The sequence below is a fragment of the Streptomyces sp. NPDC048255 genome, from assembly GCF_040652415.1.
Lineage (GTDB): Bacteria > Actinomycetota > Actinomycetes > Streptomycetales > Streptomycetaceae > Streptomyces.
In genome coordinates, this window is record NZ_JBEZMA010000003.1 from 78,604 (window position 1) to 102,163 (window position 23,560).

Consider the following 23,560-nt stretch of genomic DNA (forward strand, 5'->3'; position numbering starts at 1 on the left):
GGCCTGTTGCCTGTATATCAACGATCCGCCGCACGGGCCCGGTAGCACCCGTACGGCGGATCCTTGTGTTCCGCATGGCCCTCCGGCAGGAGGGGGTCTGTCAGCGACGGGGCTGCGCGTCCAGGACCTGCTGGAGTGCCTCGAACTCCTCGACGCACTTGCCGGAGCCCAGCGCGACGGAGTCGAGCGGGTCCTCGGCGATGTGGATCGGCATGCCGGTCTCCCGGCGCAGCCGCTCGTCGAGGCCGCGCAGCAGGGCGCCGCCGCCGGTCAGGACGATGCCGCGGTCCATGATGTCGCCGGACAGCTCCGGCGGGCACTTGTCGAGGGTGGTCTTGACCGCGTCGACGATGGCGTTGACGGGCTCTTCGATGGCCTTGCGCACCTCGGCGGCCGAGATGACGACCGTCTTGGGCAGGCCCGAGACGAGGTCGCGGCCGCGGATCTCGGTGTGCTCGTCCTTGTCGAGGTCGTACGCCGACCCGATGGTGATCTTGATCTGCTCGGCGGTGCGCTCGCCGAGGAGGAGCGAGTACTCCTTCTTGATGTGCTGGATGATCGCGTTGTCGAGCTCGTCGCCGGCCACCCGGATGGACTGCGCCGTGACGATTCCGCCGAGGGAGATGACGGCGACCTCAGTGGTGCCGCCGCCGATGTCCACGACCATGTTGCCGGTGGCCTCGTGGACGGGCAGGCCGGAGCCGATGGCGGCGGCCATGGGCTCCTCGATGATGTGCACCTGGCGGGCGCCGGCCTGCGTGGACGCCTCGATGACGGCGCGGCGCTCGACTCCCGTGATGCCGGAGGGAACGCAGACCACCACGCGCGGACGGGCCAGGTAACGGCGCTTGTGGATCTTGAGGATGAAGTACCGGAGCATACGCTCGGTGATCTCGAAGTCGGCGATGACGCCGTCCTTGAGGGGCCGTACGGCGACGATGTTGCCGGGCGTGCGCCCGATCATCTTCTTCGCCTCGGAGCCGACCGCCAGGATGCCACCGGTGTTCGTGTTGATGGCGACCACGGACGGCTCGTTCAGGACGATCCCCCGGCCCCTCACGTACACCAGCGTGTTGGCGGTCCCGAGGTCGATCGCCATGTCACGGCCGATGAACGACATGTTGTTCCCCTTGTTCCCCATGAGGAGCGTCTGGCCTTCCAGTTGATAGCGGCTGCTGTCAGGTCGGCGAGGTGGGTGTGTGGGTGGAGGCCCCATCGTAGTGCCGGGAGTACGAACACCGCGCGACGGGACTCCGGCGATCCCGCCGGAATGGATACCCGCCCCCATAGTGGTGACGTCGTGTCCTGCACATGCGTTCCCGGTCGTGCCCGGTAATACCGAAGGGCGACCGAAATTACTTCGGTCGCCCCAGGTCATGAGCGCTATTCGGCTGATGTCTCCTCAGTGAGGAGTGTTCAGAGAGCGGGGAAGAACAGCTTCAGCTCACGCTCGGCGGACTCCTCGGAATCCGAGGCGTGGATCAGGTTCTCCCGGGTGATGGTGCCGAAGTCACCCCGGATGGAGCCGGGCGCCGCGGCGATCGGGTCAGTGGGTCCGGCCAGCTGGCGGACGCCCTCGATCACGCGTTCCCCTTCGACGACCAGGGCCACCACGGGACCGCTGGACATGAAGCCCATGAGCGGCTCGTAGAAGGGCTTGCCCTTGTGCTCGCCGTAGTGCGCCTCCAGGGTCTCCTGGTCCAGCGTGCGCAGCTCCAGCGCGGGAACGGTCCAGCCGGCCTTCCGCTCGATACGGCCGATGATCTCGCCGATCAGGCCGCGACGGACGGCGTCGGGCTTGAGCAGGACGAGCGTGCGCTGGGTCATGTTGCGGCTCCTTGCGGCATACGGGTGCGGTAGGACGAATCTACGCGACGCGACGACACCGCCGCGCCGGGCCTCCCCCGCGGCGGCGGGACGGCTGCGGGGGCGCTACGCGGCCGGCGCCGCCGCCTCCTCCTGCGCCGCCTCCCAGTCGGCCCGGATCTTGTCCGTCTTGCGGCCGAAGTGCACCGCGCACCACCACAGGCCCGCGAAGACCGCACCGAGGAAGAACATCGTCGGGAGGACGAAACCGCTCAGGACCAGCCCGATCTGCAGCGCCCAGCCCAGCTCGACCGCCCCGCGCCGCTTCAGCATCCCGCACAGCAGCACCGACAGGACCATCGCGGCTCCGCAGACCCCCCAGACCTGCGCCTGGGACAGGTCCGGGTCCTTCATGGCCACCAGGCCCGCGAAGCCGATCACGAAGAACTCACCGATCAGCGTGCTCGCACACAGCGTGCGCATCCTCAGCCCCTCTTCAGCAGCAGGCGGGCCTCGCCCACCGTGATCACGGAACCGGTCACCAGGACCCCGGCCCCTCCGTATTCGGCCTCTTCCTCCGCCAGCGTGATCGCCGCCTCCAGGGCGTCGTCCAGCCGCGGCTCCACCTGCACCCGGTCCGGCCCGAAGACCTCGACCGCGACGGCCGCCAGCTCGTCCGCGGTCATCGCCCGGTGGCTGGAGTTCTCCGTCACCACGACCTCGGCGAAGATCGGCTCGAACGCCTCCAGCACGCCGCGGACGTCCTTGCCGTCGCTCGCGGCCACGACACCGATCAGCCGGCTGAAACCGAAGGACTCGGTGACCGCCGCCGCGGCGGCCGCCGCGCCCGCCGGGTTGTGCGCCGCGTCCAGGACCACCGTCGGACTGCGCCGCACGACCTCCATGCGGCCCGGCGAGGTCACCGAGGCGAAGGCCTTCCGTACGGTGTCCGCGTCCAGGACCCGCGCGCCTTCCTGGCCGATGCCGAAGAAGGCCTCCACGGCGGCCAGCGCCACCGCCGCGTTGTTCGCCATGTGCGCGCCGTACAGCGGAAGGAAGATGCCGTCGTACTCCCCGCCCAGGCCGCGCAGCGTCAGCTGCTGCCCGCCGACCGCGACCTCGCGGGCGACGACGCCGAACTCCATGCCCTCGCGGGCCACCGTCGCATCGACCTCGACGGCCTTCTTCAGCAGGACCTGCGCCGCGTCCACCGGCTGCTGCGCCAGGATCACGGTGGCGCCCTGCTTGATGATGCCGCCCTTCTCCTGGGCGATCTCGCCCGGCGTGGTGCCGAGCCGGTCGGTGTGGTCCAGGCTGATCGGGGTGACCACCGCGACCGCGCCGTCGATGACGTTGGTCGCGTCCCAGGTGCCGCCCATGCCGACCTCGACCACGGCCGCGTCGACCGGGGCGTCCGCGAAGGCCGCGTACGCCATCCCGGTGAGGACCTCGAAGAACGACAGCCGGTACTCCTCGGCGGCGTCGACCATCTCCACGTACGGCTTGACGTCGTGGTACGTCTCCACGAACCGCTCGGCGCTGATCGGCGCCCCGTCCAGGCTGATGCGCTCGGTCACCGACTGCACGTGCGGGCTGGTGTAGCGGCCGGTGCGCAGTTCGAAGGCGTTCAGCAGGGCCTCGATCATGCGGGCCGTACTGGTCTTGCCGTTGGTGCCCGTGACGTGGACGGAGGGGTACGCGCGCTGCGGGTCGCCCAGCACGTCCATCAGCGCCGCGATGCGCGTCACCGAGGGCTCCAGCTTGGTCTCGCCCCAGCGGGTGGCGAGCTCCTGCTCCACCTCCAGCAGCGCCTTCGCCACCTCCGGATCGACGGGCCGGGCGGGTACCGGGTCACCCTCGGGCGGTCCGGCCTGGGCGCGCAGGGTGCGGCTGCCGGCCTCGATCACCGCCAGGTCGGGGTCGCGGTCGGACTCTTCCGCCACGATCTGGTCGAACTCGTCGGATGCGGCGAAGTCGCCATCGTGGCTCTCGGGCTGCTGCTCACTCACGGGACCAGTCTACGGACGGGGACCCGCAGGACTTTCGGCCCGGCCGTTTCGGGACCTTAGACGGCCGGAGCGACCGGATCGTTATGCAAGCCTTGCGGACAGGAGATAGGGGACCAAATGCCGCAGGCCAGCACCAACAAGACAGCTTCCAGCCGCGACATAGGGATAGACCTGGGGACCGCCAACACCCTCGTCTACGCACGGGGGCACGGAATCGTCCTCAATGAGCCGTCCGTGGTCGCCGTCAAGGCGGGCACGACCACCGCGCTGGCCGTCGGCGCGGAGGCGAAGGAGACCATCGGCCGCACCCCCGGCTCCATCACGGCCATCCGCCCCCTGAAGGACGGCGTGATCTGCGACTACGAGGCCGCCGAGGAGATGATCCGGCACTTCGTGCGCAAGGCGGTCCCCGGCCGCCGCCCCCGCACCCGGATGGTGATCTGCGTACCGTCGGGCGTCACCCCCGTGGAGCGGCGGGCCATCGTCCACGCCTCCACCCGGGCCGGCGCCAGGGCCGTGCACCTGATCGAGGAGCCGATGGCGGCCGCGATCGGCGCCGGGCTGCCGGTCGCCGAACCGCGCGGCTCGATGGTGGTGGACATCGGCGGCGGCACCTCCGAGGTCGCCGTCATCTCGCTGGGCGGCATCGTCACCTCCCGCTCGCTGCGGGTCGCCGGGGACCGGCTGGACGCGGCGATCATCGACTACGTGCGCAAGGAGCACGCGCTGCTGATCGGAGAGCGCACCGCGGAGGACGTCAAGGTCGGCATCGGCTCCGCCTGGCCGGTACCGGACCGGCCGGAGCTGGAGACCCGTACGCACACCGTGCGCGGCCGCGAGAAGGTCGGCGGCATGCCGAAGACGCTGGCCCTGAGCGCCCGGGACGTCCGCGCGGCGCTGGACGAGCCGATCGAGGCGATCATCGCCGCGGTCCGCGCCACCCTGGAGGAGTGCCCGCCGGAGCTGTCAGGCGACGTGATGGAGCACGGCATCGTGCTGACCGGCGGCGGTGCGCTGCTCCCCGGCCTGGACCTGCGGATGGCCTCGTCGACCGGCATCCCGGTGTTCGTGGCGGACAACCCGCTGGACTGCGTGGCCCTGGGCTCCGGCAGATGCGTGGAGGACCTCGACAGCCTGAACAGCCTCCTGACCCCCGCGAAGGCCTGAGCCACGCCCTGCGGGGCGGGCGCAGGAGCCCTCAGCCGAGCGGCAGAGTGGCGACGACCTCGTACGCGTCCTCCGTGCGCCGCGCCGTCAGGGTTCCGCCCAGGCTGCGGACGCGCTCGGACATGCTGGCCGTGCCGCTGCCCGACGAGACGGGGGCGCGGTGCGGGGTCCGGGCGGGCAGGGCGTTGCTGACGCTGATCCGCAGCTGCGGCCCGTCCGCCGCGATCGACACCTCGACGGTCTCCCCGGACGCGTGCTTGGCCGCGTTGGTCAGACACTCCTGAACCACCCGGTAGACGGCCGCCTGCCGCAGCGGCGACAGCCCGTGCGCGTCCGCGTCCAGGGCGAGCCGTACGGGCGAACCGGCCCGGCCGCTCTCCTCCGCGAGCGCCGGCAGCCCGTCCACCCCGGGGGTGGAGTCCCGCTCCCCGCGCTGCACGATGATCTCGTTGAGCACCAGGTGCGCCCGCCGCGCGGTGTCGGCCAGCTCCTCGAAGTCCTTCGCGTACGCCGTCTCGCGCGCCCGCATCGACAGCACCTCGGAGCGCACCGTCAGCAGGGTCAGCTCCCGCCCGACGAAGTCGTGGACGTCACGGGCGACCGAGGTGCGTTCCTGCTGGACGGCTTGCAGCACGTCGGACTCGGCCCGCCGGGCGTTGAGCTCGCCCACCAGGTCGTGCCGGTACGCGGCGATGCCGACGGCCGCGGCGAGCACCCCGATGGGCACGACGAGGCTGAGGAATCCGCTGAGCGTCTCGGCGCGGGACTCGGGCCAGCCCGGTACGCAGAACAGGACCAGCGCGAAGGCCACGTAGCCCACGGTGGCCAGGATCCCGGCCCGGCGCCCGCGGTAGCGGCCGACGGAGTACAGGGCGAACTGGACCAGCGTGAGCTCGTGCAGCCAGCCGATGAAGAGCAGCGCGGCGAGGTACGAGATCCACGGCATCCGGCGCCGCACCAGGAGGGTGCTGCATCCGAGGGCGAGCACGACGGCGGCGGCGGGGCCGTTGAGCGAGTTGTCCGCAGCGGCCAGCCCGGGCAGGTCGAGGGCCATCAGCGCGAGGCAGCCGAGGGCGGTGAGCACGTCGAGCGCCCTTGGTGAGCCGGCCCAGCTCTCGGTGAGCCGGCGGCCGGTGGCCGCGGCCCAGTGGAGCGCCGAGGCGAAGGGCTTGACGTGCATGCTCCCCATCATCCGTGCTCGGTGCCCGCGATCGGATCCGCCAACACCGGATAAAGAGTGATATGAGGCACTCCGGACAGGTCGGACGGGGCCCCGCCCGGGGGCCGGACGACCCTGCGCATCCGTGACCTTCCGCTCTGCCGCGGCCGGGCGGGCATCCGTAGCGTCGCGAGGATGAGCACCGACGACTCCCGCGTCGTCCGCCACACCCGGGGCACCGCCCTGCTCCTGCTGATCGGCGGCCTGATCGGCACGCTGGCCTCCGGCGTCCTCACGTACGACCGCGTCCGCACCCTGGAGGACCCCTTGTTCACCCCGGGCTGCAATGTGAACGCGGTCCTCAGCTGCGGGGACGTGATGACCACCTGGCAGGGCAACCTGCTGGGCTTCCCCAACATGCTGCTCGGCATCGCCGGGTTCGCCGCGCTCGCGGCACTGGGCGCGGCCCTGGTGGCCGGGGCGGTGTTCCCGCGCCGGCTGTGGCAGGGCCTGTGGGCCGCGACGGCCGCGGGCTTCGCCTTCACGGTGTGGCTGATCGGCCAGTGCCTGTACGTGATCGGCGCGCTGTGCCCGTGGTGCGCGGTCGTCTGGGCGGTGATGATGCCGGCCCCCGCGCGGGGAAGGCATACGGCGAAGGCCCCCGCATCGACCGACGGTGCGGGGGCCTTCACCTTGCGTTCGCCACGTGCTCGCTAGGCGGCCGGCAGCCCGTCCAGCTGGGCCTGGATCCGGGCGATGTCCGCCTCGGCCTTGGCGAGGCGGCCCTTGATCTTGTCCACGACGTTGTCGGGGGCCTTGGCGATGAACGCCTCGTTCCCGAGCTTCGCCTCGGCCTGCTGCTTCTCCTTCTCCGCGGCCACGAGGTCCTTGGAGAGTCGCTTGCGCTCGGCGGCCACGTCGATGGTGCCCGACAGGTCGAGCGCGACCGTGGCGCCGGCCACCGGCAGGGTGGCGGTGGCGCTGAAGCCCTCGCCCTCCGGCTGGAGGCGCAGCAGCTGCCGGATGGCGGCCTCGTGCGCGGCCAGCGGCGTACCGGCCAGGTCCAGGCGGGCCGGGACCTTCTGGCCGTCCTGGAGACCCTGCTCCTTGCGGAACCGGCGGACCTCGGTGACGACCGCCTGGACGCTGCCGACCTCGGCCTCGGCGGCCTCGTCGCGGAACCCGCCCGGGGCGTCAGCCCCAGGAACGAACACAGCCTTGGGCCACTCGGCGATCACGAGGGACTCGCGGCCGGTGAGGGTGGTCCACAGGGTCTCGGTGACGAAGGGGACCACCGGGTGCAGCAGCCGCAGCATGACGTCGATGACCTCGCCCAGCACCCGGCCGGAGACCTTGGCCTGCTCGCCGCCCGCGAAGAAGGTCGTCTTCGAGAGCTCGACGTACCAGTCGAAGACCTCGTCCCACGCGAAGTGGTAGAGCGCCTCGCTGAGCTTGGCGAACTGGAAGTCCTCGTAGTACGCGTCGACCTGCGCGACCGTCTTGTTCAGGCGGGACAGGATCCAGCGGTCGGTCGCCGACATCTGCTCGACCGGCGGCAGGTCGCCCTCGATCGTGGCGCCGTTCATCAGCGCGAAGCGCGTGGCGTTCCAGATCTTGTTGGCGAACTTGCTGGAGGCCTGGACCCAGTCCTCGCCGATCGGGACGTCGGTGCCGGGGTTGGCGCCCTTGGCCAGGGTGAAGCGGACGGCGTCGGAGCCGTACTTGTCCATCCAGTCCAGCGGGTCGACGACGTTGCCGAAGGACTTCGACATCTTCTTGCCGCGCTCGTCGCGGACCAGGCCGGTCAGCGCGATCGTCTTGAAGGGCGGCTCTCCGTCCATGGCGTACAGGCCGAACATCATCATCCGGGCGACCCAGAAGAAGATGATGTCGTGGCCGGTGACCAGGACGTCGGTGGAGTAGAACTTCGCCAGGTCCGGGGTCTTCTCCGGCCAGCCGAGCGTGGAGAACGGCCACAGGCCGGACGAGAACCAGGTGTCGAGGACGTCGGTGTCCTGGACCCAGCCCTCCCCCGTCGGCGCCTCGTCGTCCGGTCCGACGCAGACGACCTCGCCGTCCGGGCCGTACCAGACCGGGATGCGGTGGCCCCACCACAGCTGGCGCGAGATGCACCAGTCGTTGAGGTTGTCGACCCAGTCGAAGTAGCGCCTCGACATCTCCTCGGGGTGGATCGCGACCCGGCCGTCGCGGACCGCGTCACCGGCGTCCTTGGCCAGCGTCTCGACCTTGACCCACCACTGGAGGGACAGGCGCGGCTCGACGGTGGTGCGGCAGCGCGAGCAGTGCCCGACGGAGTGCAGGTACGGGCGCTTCTCGGCGACGATGCGGCCCTGCGAGCGCAGGGCGCCGACGACCGCGTCGCGCGCCTCGTAGCGGTCGAGGCCCTCGAACGGCCCGTGGACGGTGATCACACCGCGCTCGTCCATGATCGTCATGTTGGGCAGGCCGTGGCGCTGCCCGATGGCGAAGTCGTTCGGGTCGTGCGCCGGGGTCACCTTGACGCAGCCGGTGCCGAACTCGGGGTCGACGTGCGCGTCCGCGACGACCGGGATGGACCGGTCGGTGAGCGGCAGCTTGATGAGCTTGCCGACCAGGTGCTTGTAGCGCTCGTCGTCCGGGTGGACGGCGATGGCCGTGTCACCGAGCATCGTCTCGGCGCGGGTGGTGGCGACGACGAGGATGTCCTCGCCCTCCCCGTACTTGATGGAGACGAGCTCGCCCGCGTCCTCCTGGTACTCCACCTCGATGTCGGAGATGGCCGTCAGGCAGCGGGGGCACCAGTTGATGATGCGCTCGGCGCGGTAGATGAGCCCGTCGTCGAAGAGCTTCTTGAAGATCGTCTGGACGGCCTTGGACAGCCCCTCGTCCATGGTGAAGCGCTCGCGAGACCAGTCGACGCCGTCTCCGAGGCGGCGCATCTGGCCGAGGATCTTGCCGCCGTACTCTTCCTTCCACTGCCAGACGCGCTCGACGAACTCCTCGCGGCCCAGGTCGTGGCGGGACTTGCCCTCCTCGGCGAGCTGCTGCTCGACCTTGTTCTGGGTGGCGATGCCGGCGTGGTCCATGCCGGGCAGCCACAGCGACTCGAAGCCCTGCATCCGCTTGCGGCGGGTCAGCGCGTCCATGAGCGTGTGCTGGAAGGCGTGCCCCAGGTGCAGGGAGCCGGTGACGTTCGGCGGCGGAATGACGATGGTGTACGCGGGCTTCTCGCTCGCGGGGTCGGCCGTGAAGTACCCACGCTCTACCCAGCGCTCGTAGAGCTTCCCCTCTACCTCGGCCGGCGCGTACTGGGTCGGCAGTTCGGAGTTGGGGGCACTGGGTGTCTGCGTGTTCTCGGTCACGGGGCACAGTTTAGAGCGGTAACAGTCCAGTCATGAAACCGGCAATCCCGGGGCCCGGCGCGCTGCCCGCCGTCGGCTTCCGTCAGGATGTGTGGAACGTATAAGCAACCTCAATTGGGGGACGCGGGATGAGCTACAACCAGCCAGGGCCGTACGGCCAGCAGCCGCAGCAGCCGGGACCGTACGGCCAGCAGCCGCCGCAGCAGCAGCCCGGCCCGTACGGCCAGCCGGGCCCGTACGGCCAGCCCGCCCCGCAGCAGCCGGGCTACGGCTACCCCCAGCAGCCGGGTGTCCCGCCGCAGGGCTACCCCCAGCAGCAGCCGCAGTACGGCTACCAGCAGCAGCCCCCGTACGGCGGCATGCCCCCGCAGCAGCCCCCGAAGAAGTCGAAGACCGGGCTGATCGTGCTGTCCTCGGTGGTCGCGGTCGCCCTGATCGCAGGCGGCGGCTGGTACTTCCTGGGCGGCGGCAGTGGCGGCGCGGTGTCCGCCGACACCAAGGGCTACAAGCTGGTCGCCCCCGAGGCGGTCGACGACTTCAAGAAGGACCCGAAGTACCAGCAGAAGGAGATCACCGACAAGGACCGCACGGAGGCCGAAGCCGCCGGCATCAAGAACCCCACCTCGGTGGGCATGAACTACCAGTCGGGTGACCCGACGAACCCCATGTCGGCCAAGGCCATCAACTTCTCCGGTCTCTACGGCGAGATCGCGGACCCCGAGAAGACGGTCGACGGGTACTTCGCCATGGCGAAACTGAACATGAGCAAGGAAGGCAAGTCGGAGGCCGAACTCATCGGCAGCCCCAAGGAGATGACCCCTGCCGGGTTCGAGGGCGCCGTCATGAAGTGCCAGGAAGTCAAGTTCACCTCGAAGGACCAGAGCACCAAGGGCCCCAAGGAGGCGACGCTCCCGATCTGCATCTGGGGCGACTACAGCACCGTGGGCGTGGTCACCGCCTCGGACATCGCCTCCCTGCTCGCCGGAAAGACGGGCTACACCCTGGAGCAGAACTCCGACTACGCGGCGAAGCTCTACAAGACCGCCCGCGTGAAGAAGTAACAGCGCACTGCGGCCACACGCGAAAGGGGCGCCCCGGTCGGGGCGCCCCTTTCGCGTGCTGTACGGCTGCGGCTTGCCGTGCCGGCTACGCCGACTTCTCGTGCGGGCCCTGGTCCTTCGGGACGATGCGGGGGACCAGGGTCGGGTTCACGTTGGAGCGGACGACGTCCGAGGTGATGACCACGCGGGCCACGTCCTTGCGGGACGGGACCTCGTACATCACCGACATCAGGACCTCCTCCATGATGGCGCGCAGGCCTCGCGCGCCGGTCTGGCGGAGGATCGCCTGGTCGGCGATCGCTTCGAGCGCTTCCCGCTCGAAGTCCAGCTCGACACCGTCGAGTTCGAACAGCCGCTGGTACTGCTTCACCAGCGCGTTACGCGGCTCGACGAGGATCTGGAGCAGGGCCTCGCGGTCCAGGTTGTGCACGGAGGTCAGGACGGGGAGGCGGCCGATGAACTCGGGGATCATCCCGAACTTCACCAGGTCCTCCGGCATGACCTCCTGGAACTGGTCGCTGGCCTCGATCTCCCGCTTGGAGCGGATCGTCGCACCGAAGCCGATGCCCTTGGCACCCGCACGCGACTCGATGATCTTCTCCAGGCCGGCGAATGCGCCGCCCACGATGAAGAGCACGTTCGTCGTGTCGATCTGGATGAACTCCTGGTGCGGGTGCTTGCGGCCGCCCTGCGGCGGGACCGAGGCCGTCGTGCCTTCCAGGATCTTCAGCAGGGCCTGCTGCACGCCCTCGCCCGATACGTCGCGCGTGATCGACGGGTTCTCGCTCTTGCGGGCCACCTTGTCGATCTCGTCGATGTAGATGATCCCGGTCTCGGCCTTCTTGACGTCGTAGTCGGCGGCCTGGATCAGCTTCAGCAGGATGTTCTCGACGTCCTCGCCGACGTACCCGGCCTCCGTCAGCGCCGTCGCGTCGGCGATGGCGAACGGGACGTTCAGCATCCGAGCGAGCGTCTGCGCGAGGAGGGTCTTGCCCGAACCCGTCGGGCCCAGCAGCAGGATGTTGGACTTCGCGAGTTCGATCGCGTCGTCACGGCCCTGCGCGCCGCCGTTCTCGCCGGCCTGGACCCGCTTGTAGTGGTTGTACACCGCGACGGAGAGCGCCTTCTTCGCCGGCTCCTGGCCGACGACGTAGCTCTCCAGGAACTCGTAGATCTCGCGGGGCTTGGGGAGTTCCTCCCACCGGACCTCGGAGGTCTCCGCGAGCTCCTCTTCGATGATCTCGTTGCAGAGGTCGATGCACTCGTCGCAGATGTACACACCGGGTCCTGCGATGAGCTTCTTCACCTGCTTCTGGCTCTTTCCGCAGAACGAGCACTTGAGCAGATCGCCGCCGTCACCGATGCGTGCCACGAGGTGCTTCCCCTTCGCCTGGGAGACGCCTGGTTCAGCGCTCCTGGTGCCTCATATCCGACGGTACCTTGCCGGGGGCCCCGTGCGGGGCCCCCTTGACGTGGTTCACATCGCCGAATGCGGCGGCGTGTCCACGCCAATTGGCGGCAAGGATCAGGCCGAGCTCTTGCGGGTGGAGATGATCTGGTCGATCAGGCCGTACGCGAGCGCGTCCTCGGCAGTGAGGATCTTGTCGCGCTCGATGTCCTCGCGGATCTTCTCCAGCGGGGTGGTCGAGTGCTTGGCCAGCATGGACTCCAGCTGGTCGCGCATGCGCAGGATCTCGTTGGCCGCGATCTCCAGGTCGGAGAGCTGCTCACGGCCGGTGCCGCCGGAGGGCTGGTGGATCAGCACGCGGGCGTTCGGCAGGGCCATGCGCTTGCCGGGGGTGCCGGCGGCGAGCAGGACCGCGGCGGCGGAGGCCGCCTGGCCCATGCAGACCGTCTGGATGTCCGGCTTCACGAACTGCATCGTGTCGTAGATCGCCGTCAGCGCGGTGAAGGAGCCGCCGGGGCTGTTGATGTAGATCGAGATGTCGCGGTCCGGGTCCATCGACTCCAGGCACAGCAGCTGCGCCATGACGTCGTTGGCGGAGGCGTCGTCGATCTGCACACCGAGGAAGATCACGCGCTCCTCGAAGAGCTTCGCGTACGGGTCGTACTCGCGCACGCCCTGCGAGGTGCGCTCGACGAAGCGCGGGATGACGTAGCGGTTGTCCACCTGAGCGCCGGTGTAGAGGCCGCTCGCGGGAGAGAGGTTGTTCATGTGCATCTGGGTGTTCACCATCCTGGTGGCGTTCTGCGGGCTGTCGGCTGCTGGGTACTGACGGTGGTACCGGGATCAGGCCCCGGTGCCGCCGCCGCCCGGAACGTTGGACGCGGCCGAGATGATCTCGTCGATCAGGCCGTAGTCCTTGGCCTCCTCGGAGGTGAACCAGCGGTCGCGGTCACCGTCGCGGATGATCGCCTCGACGGTCTGGCCCGAGTGGAACGCGGTGATCTCGGCCATCCGCTGCTTGGTGCGCAGCAGGTACTGGGCCTGGATCTTGATGTCCGACGCGGTGCCGCCGATACCGGCGGAGCCCTGGTGCATCAGGATGTCGGTGTTCGGCAGGGCGAAGCGCTTGCCCTTGGCGCCACCGGTGAGCAGGAACTGGCCCATGGAGGCCGCCATGCCCATGCCGATCGTGACGACGTCGTTGGGGATGTACTGCATGGTGTCGTAGACGGCCATGCCGGCCGTCACCGAGCCACCGGGGCTGTTGATGTACAGGTAGATGTCCTTCTCCGGCTCGGCGGCCAGGAGGAGGAGCTGCGCCGTGATCTTGTTCGCGATGTCGTCGTCTACCTGCTGGCCGAGGAAGATGATGCGCTCGCCGAGCAGCCGGTTGTAGACATGGTCGCCGAGGCCGCCACCGATGGACGGCTCACCCGCGGCGTAAGGCTTCAGATTCGTCACGTATCCACCTGCTCGTCTCCGACGGCCATGTGCCGTCTCAGCGTCTCGTTCTGGGGCGCGGCCCGGCCGGTACGGACAAGTCCGCCGGCGTCCGGGTACTCCCGTGCCCTCGTATTCATGGACCCTAACGCGCAGGTAGGACAACGCCATCCCGCTTCCCGAACTGTTCGCTCGGAGCGCAAGGTCCGGGGGCCCGCCGCGGGCCATGCCGAAGGGCCCGGACGCGGCTGCGTCCGGGCCCTTCGGGGCACTGCTCAGTGGGCTGCGCCCGGGGTGTTACTTGGCCTCTTCGGCCTTGTCCTCGGCGGCGTCGGCGTCACCCTCGACGGCGGCCTCGACCGTCTCGACGGCCTGCTCCTCGTCCTCGTCGGAGAGGTCGACGACGTCACCGTTGGTGTCGGTGACCTTGGCGGCCTCGACGACGACCGCGAGGGCCTTGCCGCGGGCGACCTCGCCGACCAGCATCGGGACCTGGCCACCCTCGACGACCGCCTGGGCGAACTGGTCGGGGGACATGTTGGAGGAAGCGGCGCGGCGCATGAGGTGCTCGGTGAGCTCCTCCTGGTTGACGCCCAGCTTCTCCTTGTTGACCAGCGCGTCGAGGACGAACTGGGTCTTGATGCCCTTGATCGCCTGCTCGGAGGTCTCGGCGTCGAACTCCTCGACCGTCTTGCCCTGGAACTCCAGGTACTTCTCGATGGTCAGACCCATCTGGCCGAGCTGGTGGTGCTCCAGGTTGTGCTTGCGGGTCTGGACCTCGTCCGCGAGGAGCTTCTCGGGGATCGGGACCTCGACGAGCTCCAGCAGCTTCTCCAGGACGCGCTCCTGGGCCTGCGTGGCCTGGTCGTACTGCTTCATGTTCTCGAGGCGCTTGCGGCTGTCGGCCTTGAGGTCCTCGAGGGTGTCGAACTCGCTCGCCATCTGCGCGAACTCGTCGTCCAGCTCCGGGAGCTCCTTGGCGGAGACCTTGGTGACCTTGACGGTGACCTCGGCGTCCTTGCCCTCGGCGGAGCCGCCCTTCAGCTGGGAGGTGAAGGTGGCCTCGCCACCGGCCTCCAGGCCCTTGACGGCCTCGTCGATGCCGTCGAGGAGCTCGCCCGAGCCGATGGTGTAGGAGACGTCGGAGGCGACGCCGTCGGGCAGCACCTCGCCGTCGACCTTGGCCTCCAGGTCGAGGGTGACGACGTCACCGTCGGCGGCAGCGCGCTCGACGTCCTTGGTGGACGCGAAGCGGCCGCGCAGCTGCTCGACGGACTTCTCGACGTCCTCGTCGGAGACCTCGACCGCGTCGACCTCGACCTCGATGCCGGAGTAGTCCGGGATCTCGATCTCGGGGCGGACGTCGACCTCGGCGGTGAAGGCCAGCAGCTCGCCGTCCTTCAGCTCCGTGATGTCGACCTCGGGCTGGCCCAGCGGGTTCAGGTCCGCCTCGTTGACGGCCTCGGTGTAGAACTTCGGGAGGGCGTCGTTGACGGCCTCCTCCAGCACCGCACCGCGGCCGAAGCGCTGGTCGATGACGCGGGCCGGGATCTTGCCCTTGCGGAAGCCCTTCACCGTGACCTGCTGGTTGATCTTCTTGTACGCCGCGTCGAGGCTGTCCTTGAGCTCCTCGAAGGGCACCTCAACAGTGAGCCGAACCCGAGTCGGGTTCAGGGTCTCCACGGCGCTCTTCACGGTTCGGTCTCCTTGTGGCTGACTGCTGGGGATTCTGCCGTCACGCTGCGATTCAGCGGTTCAGCGGACTTCGGCCCGGTACATCAGACACACGGGCACGCAGCTTGCATAGTAACCGCAAGCGGCAATCAGCCCACAACGCGATCTTGTGGAAACCCCCGACAGATCATGAATGGGGACACTGCTGGTGGTCGGGGTGGCCGGATTCGAACCGACGACCTTCCGCTCCCAAAGCGGACGCGCTACCAAGCTGCGCCACACCCCGTCGGTGCGACACGTAGGGTACATGCCCGGAGACCCTCTGATGCGCGGGGTTTCACGAGTTCTCCGGCCGTTCCCGGCGGGGCGCTCCCGGAAGGTCGGCGCCACGGCCGCAAAAGGGGTGTGCGATCCCCCGGTGCGACCCGCTAGGATGCTGTCCGTGCCACGGTCCCCGGACCTGCGGCGCGCGCGTTGCGGGCGTAGCTCAATGGTAGAGCCCTAGTCTTCCAAACTAGCTACGCGGGTTCGATTCCCGTCGCCCGCTCTTGATGGCTCAGGGCCAGGTCAGAGGATGTTTCCTCCGCCTGGCCCTGATGCGTTTCAGGGAGGATCGTGGAAGGAGACCCCTGAACGCACCTGCCTCCGCCCTCCCGCCCGGGCACCGCTCGGGCGGCGACGCCGGCAGCCGCACCACCGATCCGGGAGGCACACCATGCGCAAGGTCATTGACTGCCGGGACTACCCCAGCGAGGCCAAGTGCACCCTGACCATCACGGGCGAGGAAGAGGAAGTCGTCCGGGCGGCCACCGAGCACTCCGTGTCCGTGCACGGCGAGGTCGACACCCCGGAGTTCCGCGCCATGCTGCGGACCATGCTGAAGGACGAGGTGCCGCAGCACGCCTGATGTCCAAGGCCTGGGGGTGTCTGTCCCGCCGATCGCGCAGGGCCCGGGGCGGTGGGTTCTAGGAGCGGAAGCCGATGATGCCGAAGCCGGGGCGGGACTCGGTGTGGCGGAGCCAGGCGACGATGTCCATGACGGCGTCGACCACCTCGGGGTCCAGCGGCGGGGCGTGGCCCTGGCGCTTGGTCTCCTCGAACTGTTCCAGCGCCTGCGCGCACTGCTCGGGGGTCCAGGTACCGCAGCCCGGCGTGTACGCGTACGGCAGCGGGGCGGGCAGGCCGGAGTAGCTGAACTCCTCCACCGACACGGCGGTGATGTTCAGTGCCCGCAGACCGTCGTCGACCATGGACAGCCAGTCGCCCCGGTAGGGGGAGAAGGAGGAGTTGTCGAGGAAGGAGCCGGTCAGCGAGACGAGCCGCTTGTAGGCGTAGGCGTACTGGAAGGCGTGCTCGTCCTTCTCGCTGAAGGGGCCGCCGTGGACAACGGTGCGCAGCGCCTCGTACGCGGTGGGCGCGCCGTCGTCGATCTCGGAGCTGAACCAGTCGTCGTCGTGCTTCAGGTCGTCGCCGAAGCTGTCTCGGATGACCTGGAGGAGCTGGTCGTCACCGGAACCGACCAGTGCCTGCGCAGCCTTCGGGTCGATCAGGAACACGCTCAAGGAAGAACTCATGCCCTGAACCTAACCCCGGCCACTGACATCGTCCGGCCCGGGTCGTCCGGCCGTGCGCGGCCTAGAGTTTGATGTTCGCGATCATCGTCGCGAGGGAGTTCAGGAAGCGGTTCACGTCGTCCGCGATGGAGCTGGACGCCAGGAAGAACCCGAAGAGGGCGGCGACGATGGCGGGGCCGGCCTTGATGTGGTTGCCACGGATCAGCACCACCAGGATGACCCCCAACAGAACCACCACTGACAGCGAAATGGCCACTACTGATCACACCTTCGGTCGTCCCCTGGTCGGCCCGGGGCGTGCGGCCAGGCGCACCCCCACATGGAGCATCCTCCCACCAACGGGCCTCGGCTATCCGCTCCGTGACGTATCGCCATCATTCTGTTTCCGCCAAGCGCAGGTGCACTGGGCATATTTCGGGCGCGGGGCCCGGGTCACGGGGCGGTGAGGCCGAGGAGGGAGCGGACACGGGCGTACTTGGCGGACAGCCGTTCACGCGTGGGGCCGTCGAGTACGGCGAGCCGCGCGGGGTCGGCGTTGTGCGCGAGGTCGGCCTCCTTGACCAGGAGGGCGCCCGGCGTGGCGAGAATGCGGGCCGCGTACTCCTCGACCGGTTCGCCGGGGCGCTTGGTGACCGCGAGGACCATGTCCTTCACCGGCTGCGGGAGGGCCGCCGCGTCCAGCCAGTGCAGGCTGAGCGCCTCGTCCTCCACGGCGTCGTGCAGCCAGGCCGCGGCCTGCTGGTCCGCGGTGCCGCCGCGCAGCCGCACGCCCTCGGCCACGGCCGCGAGGTGCTCCGCGTAGGGCCGGCCGGCCTTGTCGGTCTGGCCCTCGTGCGCGGCACGCGCGATCGACTCGACCTCCATGAGCGTCAGGGGGCTGCTCGTCATGCGATCTCCTTCGCTGCGGTGCCGAGGGCCTGCGCGACCCGGTCCACGTCGGCTCGCGTGGTACGCCAGTTGGAGAACGCGGCGCGCAGGGCGGGGGTTCCCCCGTAGACGGTGGGGGTGACGAAGACCTCGGCGGCCACGGCCTCGCGCAGGGCGGTCAGGCGGGCCGGGGTGGGGCCGTCGGCGAGGGTGAAGCAGACCACGTTGAGGCGGACCGGGGCGAGCAGGGTGAGGGCGGGGTCCCGGGAGAGCCGCTCGCCCAGGGCGCGGGCGCAGGCGATGTCGCGTTCGACGATCTCCCGGTGGCCCTGGCGGCCGTACGCGCGGAGGGTGAACCAGGCGGCGAGGGCGCGCAGCCGGTGGGAGTTCTCCGGGGTGAGGTGGACCAGGTCGGGGTGCTCGCCGAGGGGGCCGAGGTAGGCGGCGCCCTCCTGAAAGACACGAGCCTGGAACACGCGGGCCTGGAGGTCGCGGCGGCGGGTGAACTGGACGGCGCTGTCGTAGGGGACGTTCAGCCATTTGTGCAGGTCGACGCAGAGGGAGTCGGAGGCGTCGAGGCCGTCGGCGAGGTGGGCGTGGTCCGGGGAGAGGGCCGCGAAGGCGCCGAAGGCGGCGTCCGTGTGCAGCCAGAAGTCGTGGCGTTCCTTGAGGGCGGCGACGGCACGGAGGTCGTCGAAGTCGACCGTGTTGACGGTGCCGGCGTTGGCGACGACGACGGCGGGGCCGGGGGTGTCGGCGAGGGCGCGTTCCAGGGCCGCGGGGTCGACGGCCTCCCGGCCGGGGAGGGTGGGGACGGGGACGAGGGAGCGGCGGCCCAGGCCGAGGACCGAGAGGGCCTTGCCGATGGAGGCGTGCGGGGCGCCGGACAGGACGCGGACGGGGCCGAGCGCGGCGGCGCCGTCCTGGGCCGGGGAGACGCCGAGGCGTTCGCCGAGCCATTCGCGGGCGATGGCGAGTCCGGTGGTGTTGGACATGGTGGCGCCGCTGACGAAGGTGCCGGTGTGGGCGGCGGAGAGGTGGAAGAGCTCGCGGAGCCAGCCGACGGTCTCGCGTTCGAGGTCCTGGCCGGCGCCGTCGAGGGCGGAGTTGGAGTTCTGGTCGTGGGCGGCGGTGAGCCAGTCCCCGGCGAGGGCCGCGGGGGTGGCGCCGCCGGTGACGAAGCCGAGGTAGCGGGGGCCCGCGGAGGCCGACAGCCGCGGGGCCCAGCGGTCCTGGAAGGCGGCGAGGGCCTCTTCCGTGCCGGTGCCGTGCTCCGGCAGGGGCTCGGGGTCGTGCGGCTTCCCGGCGGGCGGTACGACGGGACGCGCGTCCAGCGTGGCGAGCGCGTCGGCGGCGGCGCGGCGGGTGGCGTCGAGGAGGTCGGGAAGCCGGGCGAGATCTGCGGCGAGCGTGCGGTCCATGGGGGCACGGTAGGCGCCTGCGGGGCCGTGGGGGCGGGCCAATCCGCACCGGGTGGCCGGTCCTGGCCCCGTGGGGGCGGCGTAGGGATCGCGGGGGCGGTGTACGGATCGCGGCGGCGGCGTAGGGATCGCGGCGGCGTAGGGTCGCGGAATGATCGTGAAGCGGTGGGGGCGGGGCGTTGTCGGGGGCGTGGTGGCGGCGGGGGTGCTCGCGGGGGTGTTGACGGGATGCGACGCGCCGCCCGCGCCGAGGTCCGCGCCGGGGCCGACCGCTCCCCCGACGGTGGCGCAGCAGCCGTGTCCCGAGGGCGGGGTTCGGCTGCTGGAGGCGTCCGGGGACGCCGCGATGGGGCTGCGGGTGGAGGGCTACCAGCTGGTCAACTGCGGTACGGGTGCGTACGGGCTGGAGGGTTTCCCGGAGGTCCGGCTGCTCGACAAGCAGCGGCGGCCGGTGGAGGTGTCGGTCGGGCACGGTTCCGCGCCGATCACCTCGGAGATCCCGGCCGTGGACGCCCCGCCCGAGCGGGTGGAGCTGAAGCCGGGGGAGGCCGCGTCGATGACGCTGGTGTGGCGAAACCGCGTCACGGACGTGACCACTCCGGCGGTCGAGGGCTGGGCGCTGGAGGTGACGCCGAAGCCCGGCGCCCCGCGCCTGCTGCTCCCGCTGACCCGGCCCGTCGACCTCGGCAACACCGGGCAGTTGGGGATCGGGCCGTGGCGGAAGTCCACGCCCTAGGTGTGTTGTCCGGGCGATCTTCGCGGGCCCGCGCCGCCCGGCACGGCGCCTCGCCGCGTTGTCGGACCACGCGAGTAGGGTCGAGTACGAGCTGCGCTCCTCCGCCTTGCGATGCACCGCACCGGACGACGCGACCCGGCAAACCTTCCGGCCACAGCACTAGCCGGCGGGGCGCAGGGCGCGGCGGGCCGGGAGGGTGGTGGAGGCGAGGCCCAGGAGGAGCGCCGCGGCCACGAAGGAGCCGTAGAGCAGCGGGGGGATGTGCGGGGCCGCGCCCGTGAGGGCCCGGGTCAGCGGGAACAGGGTGGCCAGGGCGATCGCGGAGCCGAGGGTGATGCCCGCGCCGGTGATCAGGAGGGCCTCCCAGCGGAGCATGCGGAGCACTTGGCGGCGGGTGGAGCCGACCAGGCGCAGCATCCGCAGTTCGCGGCGGCGGTCCAGGACGGTCATCACCAGCGTGTTGGCGGCGGCGACGGCCGCGAAGCCGCCGAGGACGGCCGCCATGGTCGTGTTGGCCCAGGCGTTGAGTTCGCGGCCCTGGTCCTGGGCGGCGGTCCAGCCCTTCCGGTCGGTCACCGCGCCGAGCTCCGCGAGGGCGGGTGAGCCGCCGCGGACCAGGAGTTCGGTGGGGGCGGGAGAGGTGATGTGGCCGGTGAGGTCGGCGGCCGGGAGGGTGACCACGCCGAGGCCGAGGCCGCGGGTGTAGACGGCGACGATCTCGGGGGCGGCCGCGGTGCCGTCGGGCAGGTGCAGGTGCAGGCGGTCGCCGAGGCCCGCCTTCGCGGAGTCGGCGAGGGTGCGGTCGACGGCGACGGTGCCGGGGCGCAGGGCGGCGAGGCTGCCTTCGCGGACGCCGAGGTCCTGGACCTGGGCGAGGTCCGCGCCGGAGCCGGTGACGGCCTGGGCGGTGGCGCTCTGCATCCAGCGGTCGGCGCCGGAGCCGAGGACGGCGAGTACGGACGTACGGGTGACGGGGACGGCGGCGGTGACTCCGGCGGGCAGGGGCCGGTTCGCGACGTCGGAGGGCGGCGCCGTGACGATGTGGTCGGCCAGCAGCCCGGTCTCCTGCTGCCGCAGGACGGCGCGGTCCTCGCTGGTGTGGAGGAACACCAGGGTCGAGGAGAAGGCCATGGCGAGCACGATCGGGGTGATCGCGGAGGCGAGACGGCGGGCGTGGGTACGGGAGTTGGCGGCGGCCAGCGAGGCGGAGGGGCCGCCGACGCGCAGCGGGAGTCCGAGGACGGCGGCGCAGGCGCGGGCGATCAGCGGGCCGAGCAGGGCCACGGCCAGCATGAACAGCATGACGACGCCGAGGGAGGCGTCGGCGGCGTCGGCGCCGCTGCCGGTGGCGGCGAGGCCCGCGCAGGCGGCGCCGCCGGCCAGGGCGGCGAGGCCGAGGGGCGTACGGATCCAGCCGGGGCGGAGGCGTTCCACCGCGGCGGCGGCGAGGGCCTGGCCGGGGCGGATGCGGGCGGGCCGGCGGGCGGCGGCCCAGCCGGCGAGCAGGGCGGTGGCGAGGCCGATGCCGACGGCGGCGGCCAGCGGGATCCAGGAGGCGGAGAGTTCGACGGCGTCGGGAACGGCGCCCTTGGCCTTGAGCCGGCCGAACCACCAGGACGCGAGGGCGTACCCGGGGAGGCAGCCGAGTGCTCCGGCGGCGGGCGCGACGAGGAGGGCTTCGGTGGCGACGGTGCGGCGGATCTGGCGCGGGGTGGCTCCGACGGCGCGCAGCAGGGCGAACTCGCGGGAGCGCTGCCCGACGGAGAGGGCGACCGTCCCGGCGGCGGTGAAGACGGCAACGAGGGTGGCCGTGCCGCCGAAGGAGCCGCCGAGTGCGGTCAGCAGGTCCTTCGCCCCGGCCAGCGCCGGGTCCATGGCCCGGTCCGCCCCGGTGAGGACCTCGGCCCGCCCCGCGACGGCAGCCTCGGCCGCGGCGGCGAGCCGCTCCCCGGAGCCGGCCGCGGGGGCGGATGCGGGTGCGGGTGCGGCCGCGGATGCCGGTCCGGCGGCGGGTGCGGCGGGTGCCGGTCCGGACGCGGAAGCGGAAGCCTGCCCGGCGGCGGAAGCCGGTCCGGCGGCGGGTGCAGCAGCGGATGCCGGCCCGGCCGCGGAGCCGGCCGCGGAGGCCGGGCCGGTCGCGGAAGCGGAAGCCGGTCCGGCGGCGGGTGCAGCAGCGGATGCCGGTGCGGCCGCGGAGTCGGCAGCGGATGCCGGTGCGGCCGCGGAGCCGGCAGCGGATGCCGGTGCGGCCGCGGGGAGGAGGGCGATGGCGTCGAGCGTGTCCGGGTGGCCGGACAGGGCGCGGGCCTCGGCGTCGGAGAACCAGACGCCCTGGCCTTCGGCGTGCCCGACGACGCGGAACTCGCGTTTCCCGACGGGGGTCTCCAGGCTCACCCGGCCGTCGCCGCCGGCTCCGCCGAGGACCACCTCGCCCGCGCCGGGCGCCCGGCCCGCGCTGAGCCCCGTACCGGTGAAGGCGGTGGAGCCCCAGCCGTAGGCCTCGGACGTGGCGCCCGTGGCGTCGCGCACCGGGAACACCACGTCGGGCACGGCGCGGCCCAGCGGGGCCAGCCGGTCCAGCAGGGCGGCGTCGACGCGGGCGCGTTCGGGGACCGGCGCCGAGACCTCGTAGGCCCCCTCTCCGCTGCCCGACCTCATGTGGACCTGCTGGTCGGCGGCGATGACGACGGGGACGGCGGCGTACCGGGTCGGCGGGGCCTGCGCCCGCAGCCCGGTTTCGAGCAGGATGCCGCAGGCGGAGACGATGGCGACGGTCATGAGCAGGGCGATGAAGGTCCCGGCGAACGCGGCGGGCCGGAAGCGAACGGCCGCGCGGGCCAGGCCGTTGGGGCGCAAGGGCATCAGGCGGCCGCTCCCGCGTGGACCGGGGCGGCGGGGCGCGCGGTCAGCGTGGCCATCCGGGCGGCGACGGTGGCGGCGGAGCTGCGCGGCAGCCGGTCCGCGATGAGCCCGTCGGCGAGGAAGAGCACCTGGTCGGCGTGGGAGGCGGCGACGGGGTCGTGGGTGACCATGACGACGGTGGCGGTCAGCGAGTCGACGGCGTCGCGCAGGAGCGCGAGGACCTCGGCCGCGGTGGTGGTGTCGAGGGCCCCGGTGGGTTCGTCGGCGAAGACCACGTCGGGGTTGGTGACGAGCGCCCGGGCGATGGCGACGCGCTGCTGCTGGCCGCCGGAGAGTTCGGCGGGCCGGCGGCGGCCCTTGCCCTCCAGGCCGACCCGGGCGAGCAGGTCCGCGGCGCGGTCCTGGCCCCGGGAGGCGGCGCGGCCGCCGGCGAGCCGCACCGGGAGCAGCACGTTCTGCTCGACGGTGAGGGAGGGCAGGAGGTTGAAGGCCTGGAAGACGAAGCCGAGGCGGCTGCGGCGGAGTTCGGTGAGCTCGTTCTCGTTCATGCCGGTGATCTCGGTGCCGCCGAGGCGTACGGAGCCCTCGGTGGGCAGGTCGAGTCCGGCGGCGCACTGGAGGAAGGTGGACTTGCCGGAGCCGGAGGGGCCCATCACGGCGGTGAAGCTGCCGCGCGGCAGGCTGAGGTCGATCCCGCGCAGGGCGTGCACGGCCGCGGCTCCGCGGCCGTACTGGCGGCGGACGCCGCGCAGTTCGACGGCCGCGGTGGTGTCGTACCCGGGCGCCGCCGCCTCCCGTCCGGCCGAGGTCTCCCGGTGCCGCCGCTTGCTCCGCCGGAGCCCCATGTGTGCCGCCTTCCGTGCCGTGGTGCGTCGTCGTCTGTGGTGTCTTCGACGCTACGGATCGGCAGGCGGGTGGGACATGGCGGGAGCTGGCCGGTGCGGGGTGGGGTAAACCCCACCGGGTGCGGGCGCCGGCCGCCGGCCGCCGCGCACCGGGCACCGGGCACCGGGC

21 protein-coding genes and 2 tRNA genes are annotated in these 23,560 nt (G+C 71.3%); 6 read left to right on the forward strand and 17 right to left on the reverse strand.

All coding sequences use genetic code 11. The features are described 5' to 3' along the window. Positions 1 to 100: 100 nt before the first annotated feature. The 4 genes from AB0D94_RS04275 to AB0D94_RS04290 all read right to left on the reverse strand — a co-directional run bounded on the left by AB0D94_RS04275 (position 101) and on the right by AB0D94_RS04290 (position 3,815). Positions 101 to 1,120 (reverse strand): rod shape-determining protein, encoded by a 1,020-nt coding sequence (locus tag AB0D94_RS04275; RefSeq protein WP_008738981.1) that lies wholly within the window; start codon positions 1,118 to 1,120, stop codon positions 101 to 103. A 296-nt stretch (positions 1,121 to 1,416) separates the two neighbouring features. Further along, on the reverse strand, positions 1,417 to 1,827 hold the full coding sequence (gene ndk, locus AB0D94_RS04280; RefSeq protein ID WP_031145468.1) for a nucleoside-diphosphate kinase: 411 nt from the start codon (positions 1,825 to 1,827) through the stop codon (positions 1,417 to 1,419). Positions 1,828 to 1,932: 105 nt separating this feature from the next. Further along, positions 1,933 to 2,289 carry a DUF4233 domain-containing protein gene (locus AB0D94_RS04285; protein ID WP_362045205.1) on the reverse strand — a complete coding sequence of 119 codons (357 nt, stop codon included), beginning with the start codon at positions 2,287 to 2,289 and terminating at the stop codon, positions 1,933 to 1,935. Between the two features lie 2 nt (positions 2,290 to 2,291). Beyond that, positions 2,292 to 3,815, reverse strand: a complete 1,524-nt coding sequence (locus tag AB0D94_RS04290) for a folylpolyglutamate synthase/dihydrofolate synthase family protein (protein ID WP_362045208.1) — start codon at positions 3,813 to 3,815, stop codon at positions 2,292 to 2,294. Positions 3,816 to 3,932: 117 nt separating this feature from the next. Here AB0D94_RS04290 and AB0D94_RS04295 point away from each other — a divergent pair, with 117 nt between their 5' ends. After that, positions 3,933 to 4,982 (forward strand): rod shape-determining protein, encoded by a 1,050-nt coding sequence (locus AB0D94_RS04295; protein WP_362045211.1) that lies wholly within the window; start codon positions 3,933 to 3,935, stop codon positions 4,980 to 4,982. A gap of 31 nt (positions 4,983 to 5,013) precedes the next feature. Here the strand turns inward: AB0D94_RS04295 and AB0D94_RS04300 are convergent, their stop codons facing one another. Then, positions 5,014 to 6,162 (reverse strand): ATP-binding protein, encoded by a 1,149-nt coding sequence (locus AB0D94_RS04300; RefSeq protein WP_362045214.1) that lies wholly within the window; start codon positions 6,160 to 6,162, stop codon positions 5,014 to 5,016. 174 nt (positions 6,163 to 6,336) lie between these two features. Between AB0D94_RS04300 and AB0D94_RS04305 the strand changes: the two genes are divergently transcribed. Then, on the forward strand, positions 6,337 to 6,858 hold the full coding sequence (locus AB0D94_RS04305; protein WP_362045217.1) for a vitamin K epoxide reductase family protein: 522 nt from the start codon (positions 6,337 to 6,339) through the stop codon (positions 6,856 to 6,858). Here the strand turns inward: AB0D94_RS04305 and AB0D94_RS04310 are convergent. Then, the gene (locus AB0D94_RS04310) at positions 6,855 to 9,503 is read right to left on the reverse strand and encodes a valine--tRNA ligase (RefSeq protein WP_362045220.1); all 2,649 of its coding nucleotides are present in this window, start codon (positions 9,501 to 9,503) and stop codon (positions 6,855 to 6,857) included. The two genes, AB0D94_RS04305 and AB0D94_RS04310, sit on opposite strands and share 4 nt — an antisense overlap. Positions 9,504 to 9,631: 128 nt before the next feature. Here AB0D94_RS04310 and AB0D94_RS04315 point away from each other — a divergent pair, with 128 nt between their 5' ends. Further along, complete coding sequence (locus tag AB0D94_RS04315) at positions 9,632 to 10,564, forward strand: hypothetical protein (RefSeq protein ID WP_362045223.1); 933 nt, start codon at positions 9,632 to 9,634, stop codon at positions 10,562 to 10,564. A gap of 85 nt (positions 10,565 to 10,649) precedes the next feature. Here AB0D94_RS04315 and clpX read toward each other — a convergent pair whose 3' ends face one another. The 5 genes from clpX to AB0D94_RS04340 form a co-directional block, all read right to left on the reverse strand. Further along, positions 10,650 to 11,936: an ATP-dependent Clp protease ATP-binding subunit ClpX gene (gene clpX / locus AB0D94_RS04320; protein WP_031145485.1), complete on the reverse strand. Its 1,287-nt coding sequence runs from the start codon at positions 11,934 to 11,936 to the stop codon at positions 10,650 to 10,652. 153 nt (positions 11,937 to 12,089) lie between these two features. Further along, positions 12,090 to 12,761: an ATP-dependent Clp protease proteolytic subunit gene (locus AB0D94_RS04325; protein WP_362045227.1), complete on the reverse strand. Its 672-nt coding sequence runs from the start codon at positions 12,759 to 12,761 to the stop codon at positions 12,090 to 12,092. 54 nt (positions 12,762 to 12,815) lie between these two features. Further along, complete coding sequence (locus tag AB0D94_RS04330; protein WP_030026957.1) at positions 12,816 to 13,433, reverse strand: ATP-dependent Clp protease proteolytic subunit; 618 nt, start codon at positions 13,431 to 13,433, stop codon at positions 12,816 to 12,818. 276 nt (positions 13,434 to 13,709) lie between these two features. Next, positions 13,710 to 15,107: a trigger factor gene (gene tig, locus AB0D94_RS04335; RefSeq protein ID WP_362045230.1), complete on the reverse strand. Its 1,398-nt coding sequence runs from the start codon at positions 15,105 to 15,107 to the stop codon at positions 13,710 to 13,712. 188 nt (positions 15,108 to 15,295) lie between these two features. Further along, positions 15,296 to 15,372, reverse strand: a tRNA-Pro gene (locus AB0D94_RS04340). A 190-nt stretch (positions 15,373 to 15,562) separates the two neighbouring features. Here AB0D94_RS04340 and AB0D94_RS04345 point away from each other — a divergent pair. Both AB0D94_RS04345 and AB0D94_RS04350 read left to right on the forward strand, forming a co-directional pair. Continuing rightward, positions 15,563 to 15,633: transfer RNA gene (locus AB0D94_RS04345), tRNA-Gly, on the forward strand. Positions 15,634 to 15,801: 168 nt separating this feature from the next. Next, positions 15,802 to 15,993 (forward strand): DUF1059 domain-containing protein, encoded by a 192-nt coding sequence (locus tag AB0D94_RS04350; protein WP_362045234.1) that lies wholly within the window; start codon positions 15,802 to 15,804, stop codon positions 15,991 to 15,993. 58 nt (positions 15,994 to 16,051) lie between these two features. Here AB0D94_RS04350 and AB0D94_RS04355 read toward each other — a convergent pair whose 3' ends face one another. The 4 genes from AB0D94_RS04355 to AB0D94_RS04370 all read right to left on the reverse strand — a co-directional run bounded on the left by AB0D94_RS04355 (position 16,052) and on the right by AB0D94_RS04370 (position 18,948). Next, entirely contained in the window at positions 16,052 to 16,660 is a 609-nt protein-coding gene (locus AB0D94_RS04355; protein ID WP_362045237.1) for a hypothetical protein, read from the reverse strand. Positions 16,661 to 16,721: 61 nt separating this feature from the next. Then, positions 16,722 to 16,916, reverse strand: coding sequence for a hypothetical protein (locus AB0D94_RS04360; RefSeq protein WP_031145493.1), 195 nt, complete (start codon positions 16,914 to 16,916; stop codon positions 16,722 to 16,724). A gap of 176 nt (positions 16,917 to 17,092) precedes the next feature. Continuing rightward, positions 17,093 to 17,548: an HD domain-containing protein gene (locus tag AB0D94_RS04365; RefSeq protein ID WP_362045241.1), complete on the reverse strand. Its 456-nt coding sequence runs from the start codon at positions 17,546 to 17,548 to the stop codon at positions 17,093 to 17,095. Then, on the reverse strand, positions 17,545 to 18,948 hold the full coding sequence (locus AB0D94_RS04370) for a pyridoxal-dependent decarboxylase (RefSeq protein WP_362045244.1): 1,404 nt from the start codon (positions 18,946 to 18,948) through the stop codon (positions 17,545 to 17,547). The genes AB0D94_RS04365 and AB0D94_RS04370 overlap by 4 nt, the downstream gene beginning before the upstream one ends. 151 nt (positions 18,949 to 19,099) lie before the next feature. Here AB0D94_RS04370 and AB0D94_RS04375 point away from each other — a divergent pair, with 151 nt between their 5' ends. Then, positions 19,100 to 19,684 carry a DUF4232 domain-containing protein gene (locus AB0D94_RS04375; protein WP_362045247.1) on the forward strand — a complete coding sequence of 195 codons (585 nt, stop codon included), beginning with the start codon at positions 19,100 to 19,102 and terminating at the stop codon, positions 19,682 to 19,684. Positions 19,685 to 19,843: 159 nt separating this feature from the next. Here AB0D94_RS04375 and AB0D94_RS04380 read toward each other — a convergent pair whose 3' ends face one another. Next, positions 19,844 to 22,546: an ABC transporter permease gene (locus AB0D94_RS04380; RefSeq protein ID WP_362045250.1), complete on the reverse strand. Its 2,703-nt coding sequence runs from the start codon at positions 22,544 to 22,546 to the stop codon at positions 19,844 to 19,846. Further along, on the reverse strand, positions 22,546 to 23,391 hold the full coding sequence (locus tag AB0D94_RS04385; protein ID WP_362045253.1) for an ABC transporter ATP-binding protein: 846 nt from the start codon (positions 23,389 to 23,391) through the stop codon (positions 22,546 to 22,548). The genes AB0D94_RS04380 and AB0D94_RS04385 overlap by 1 nt, the downstream gene beginning before the upstream one ends. Positions 23,392 to 23,560: the final 169 nt, after the last annotated feature.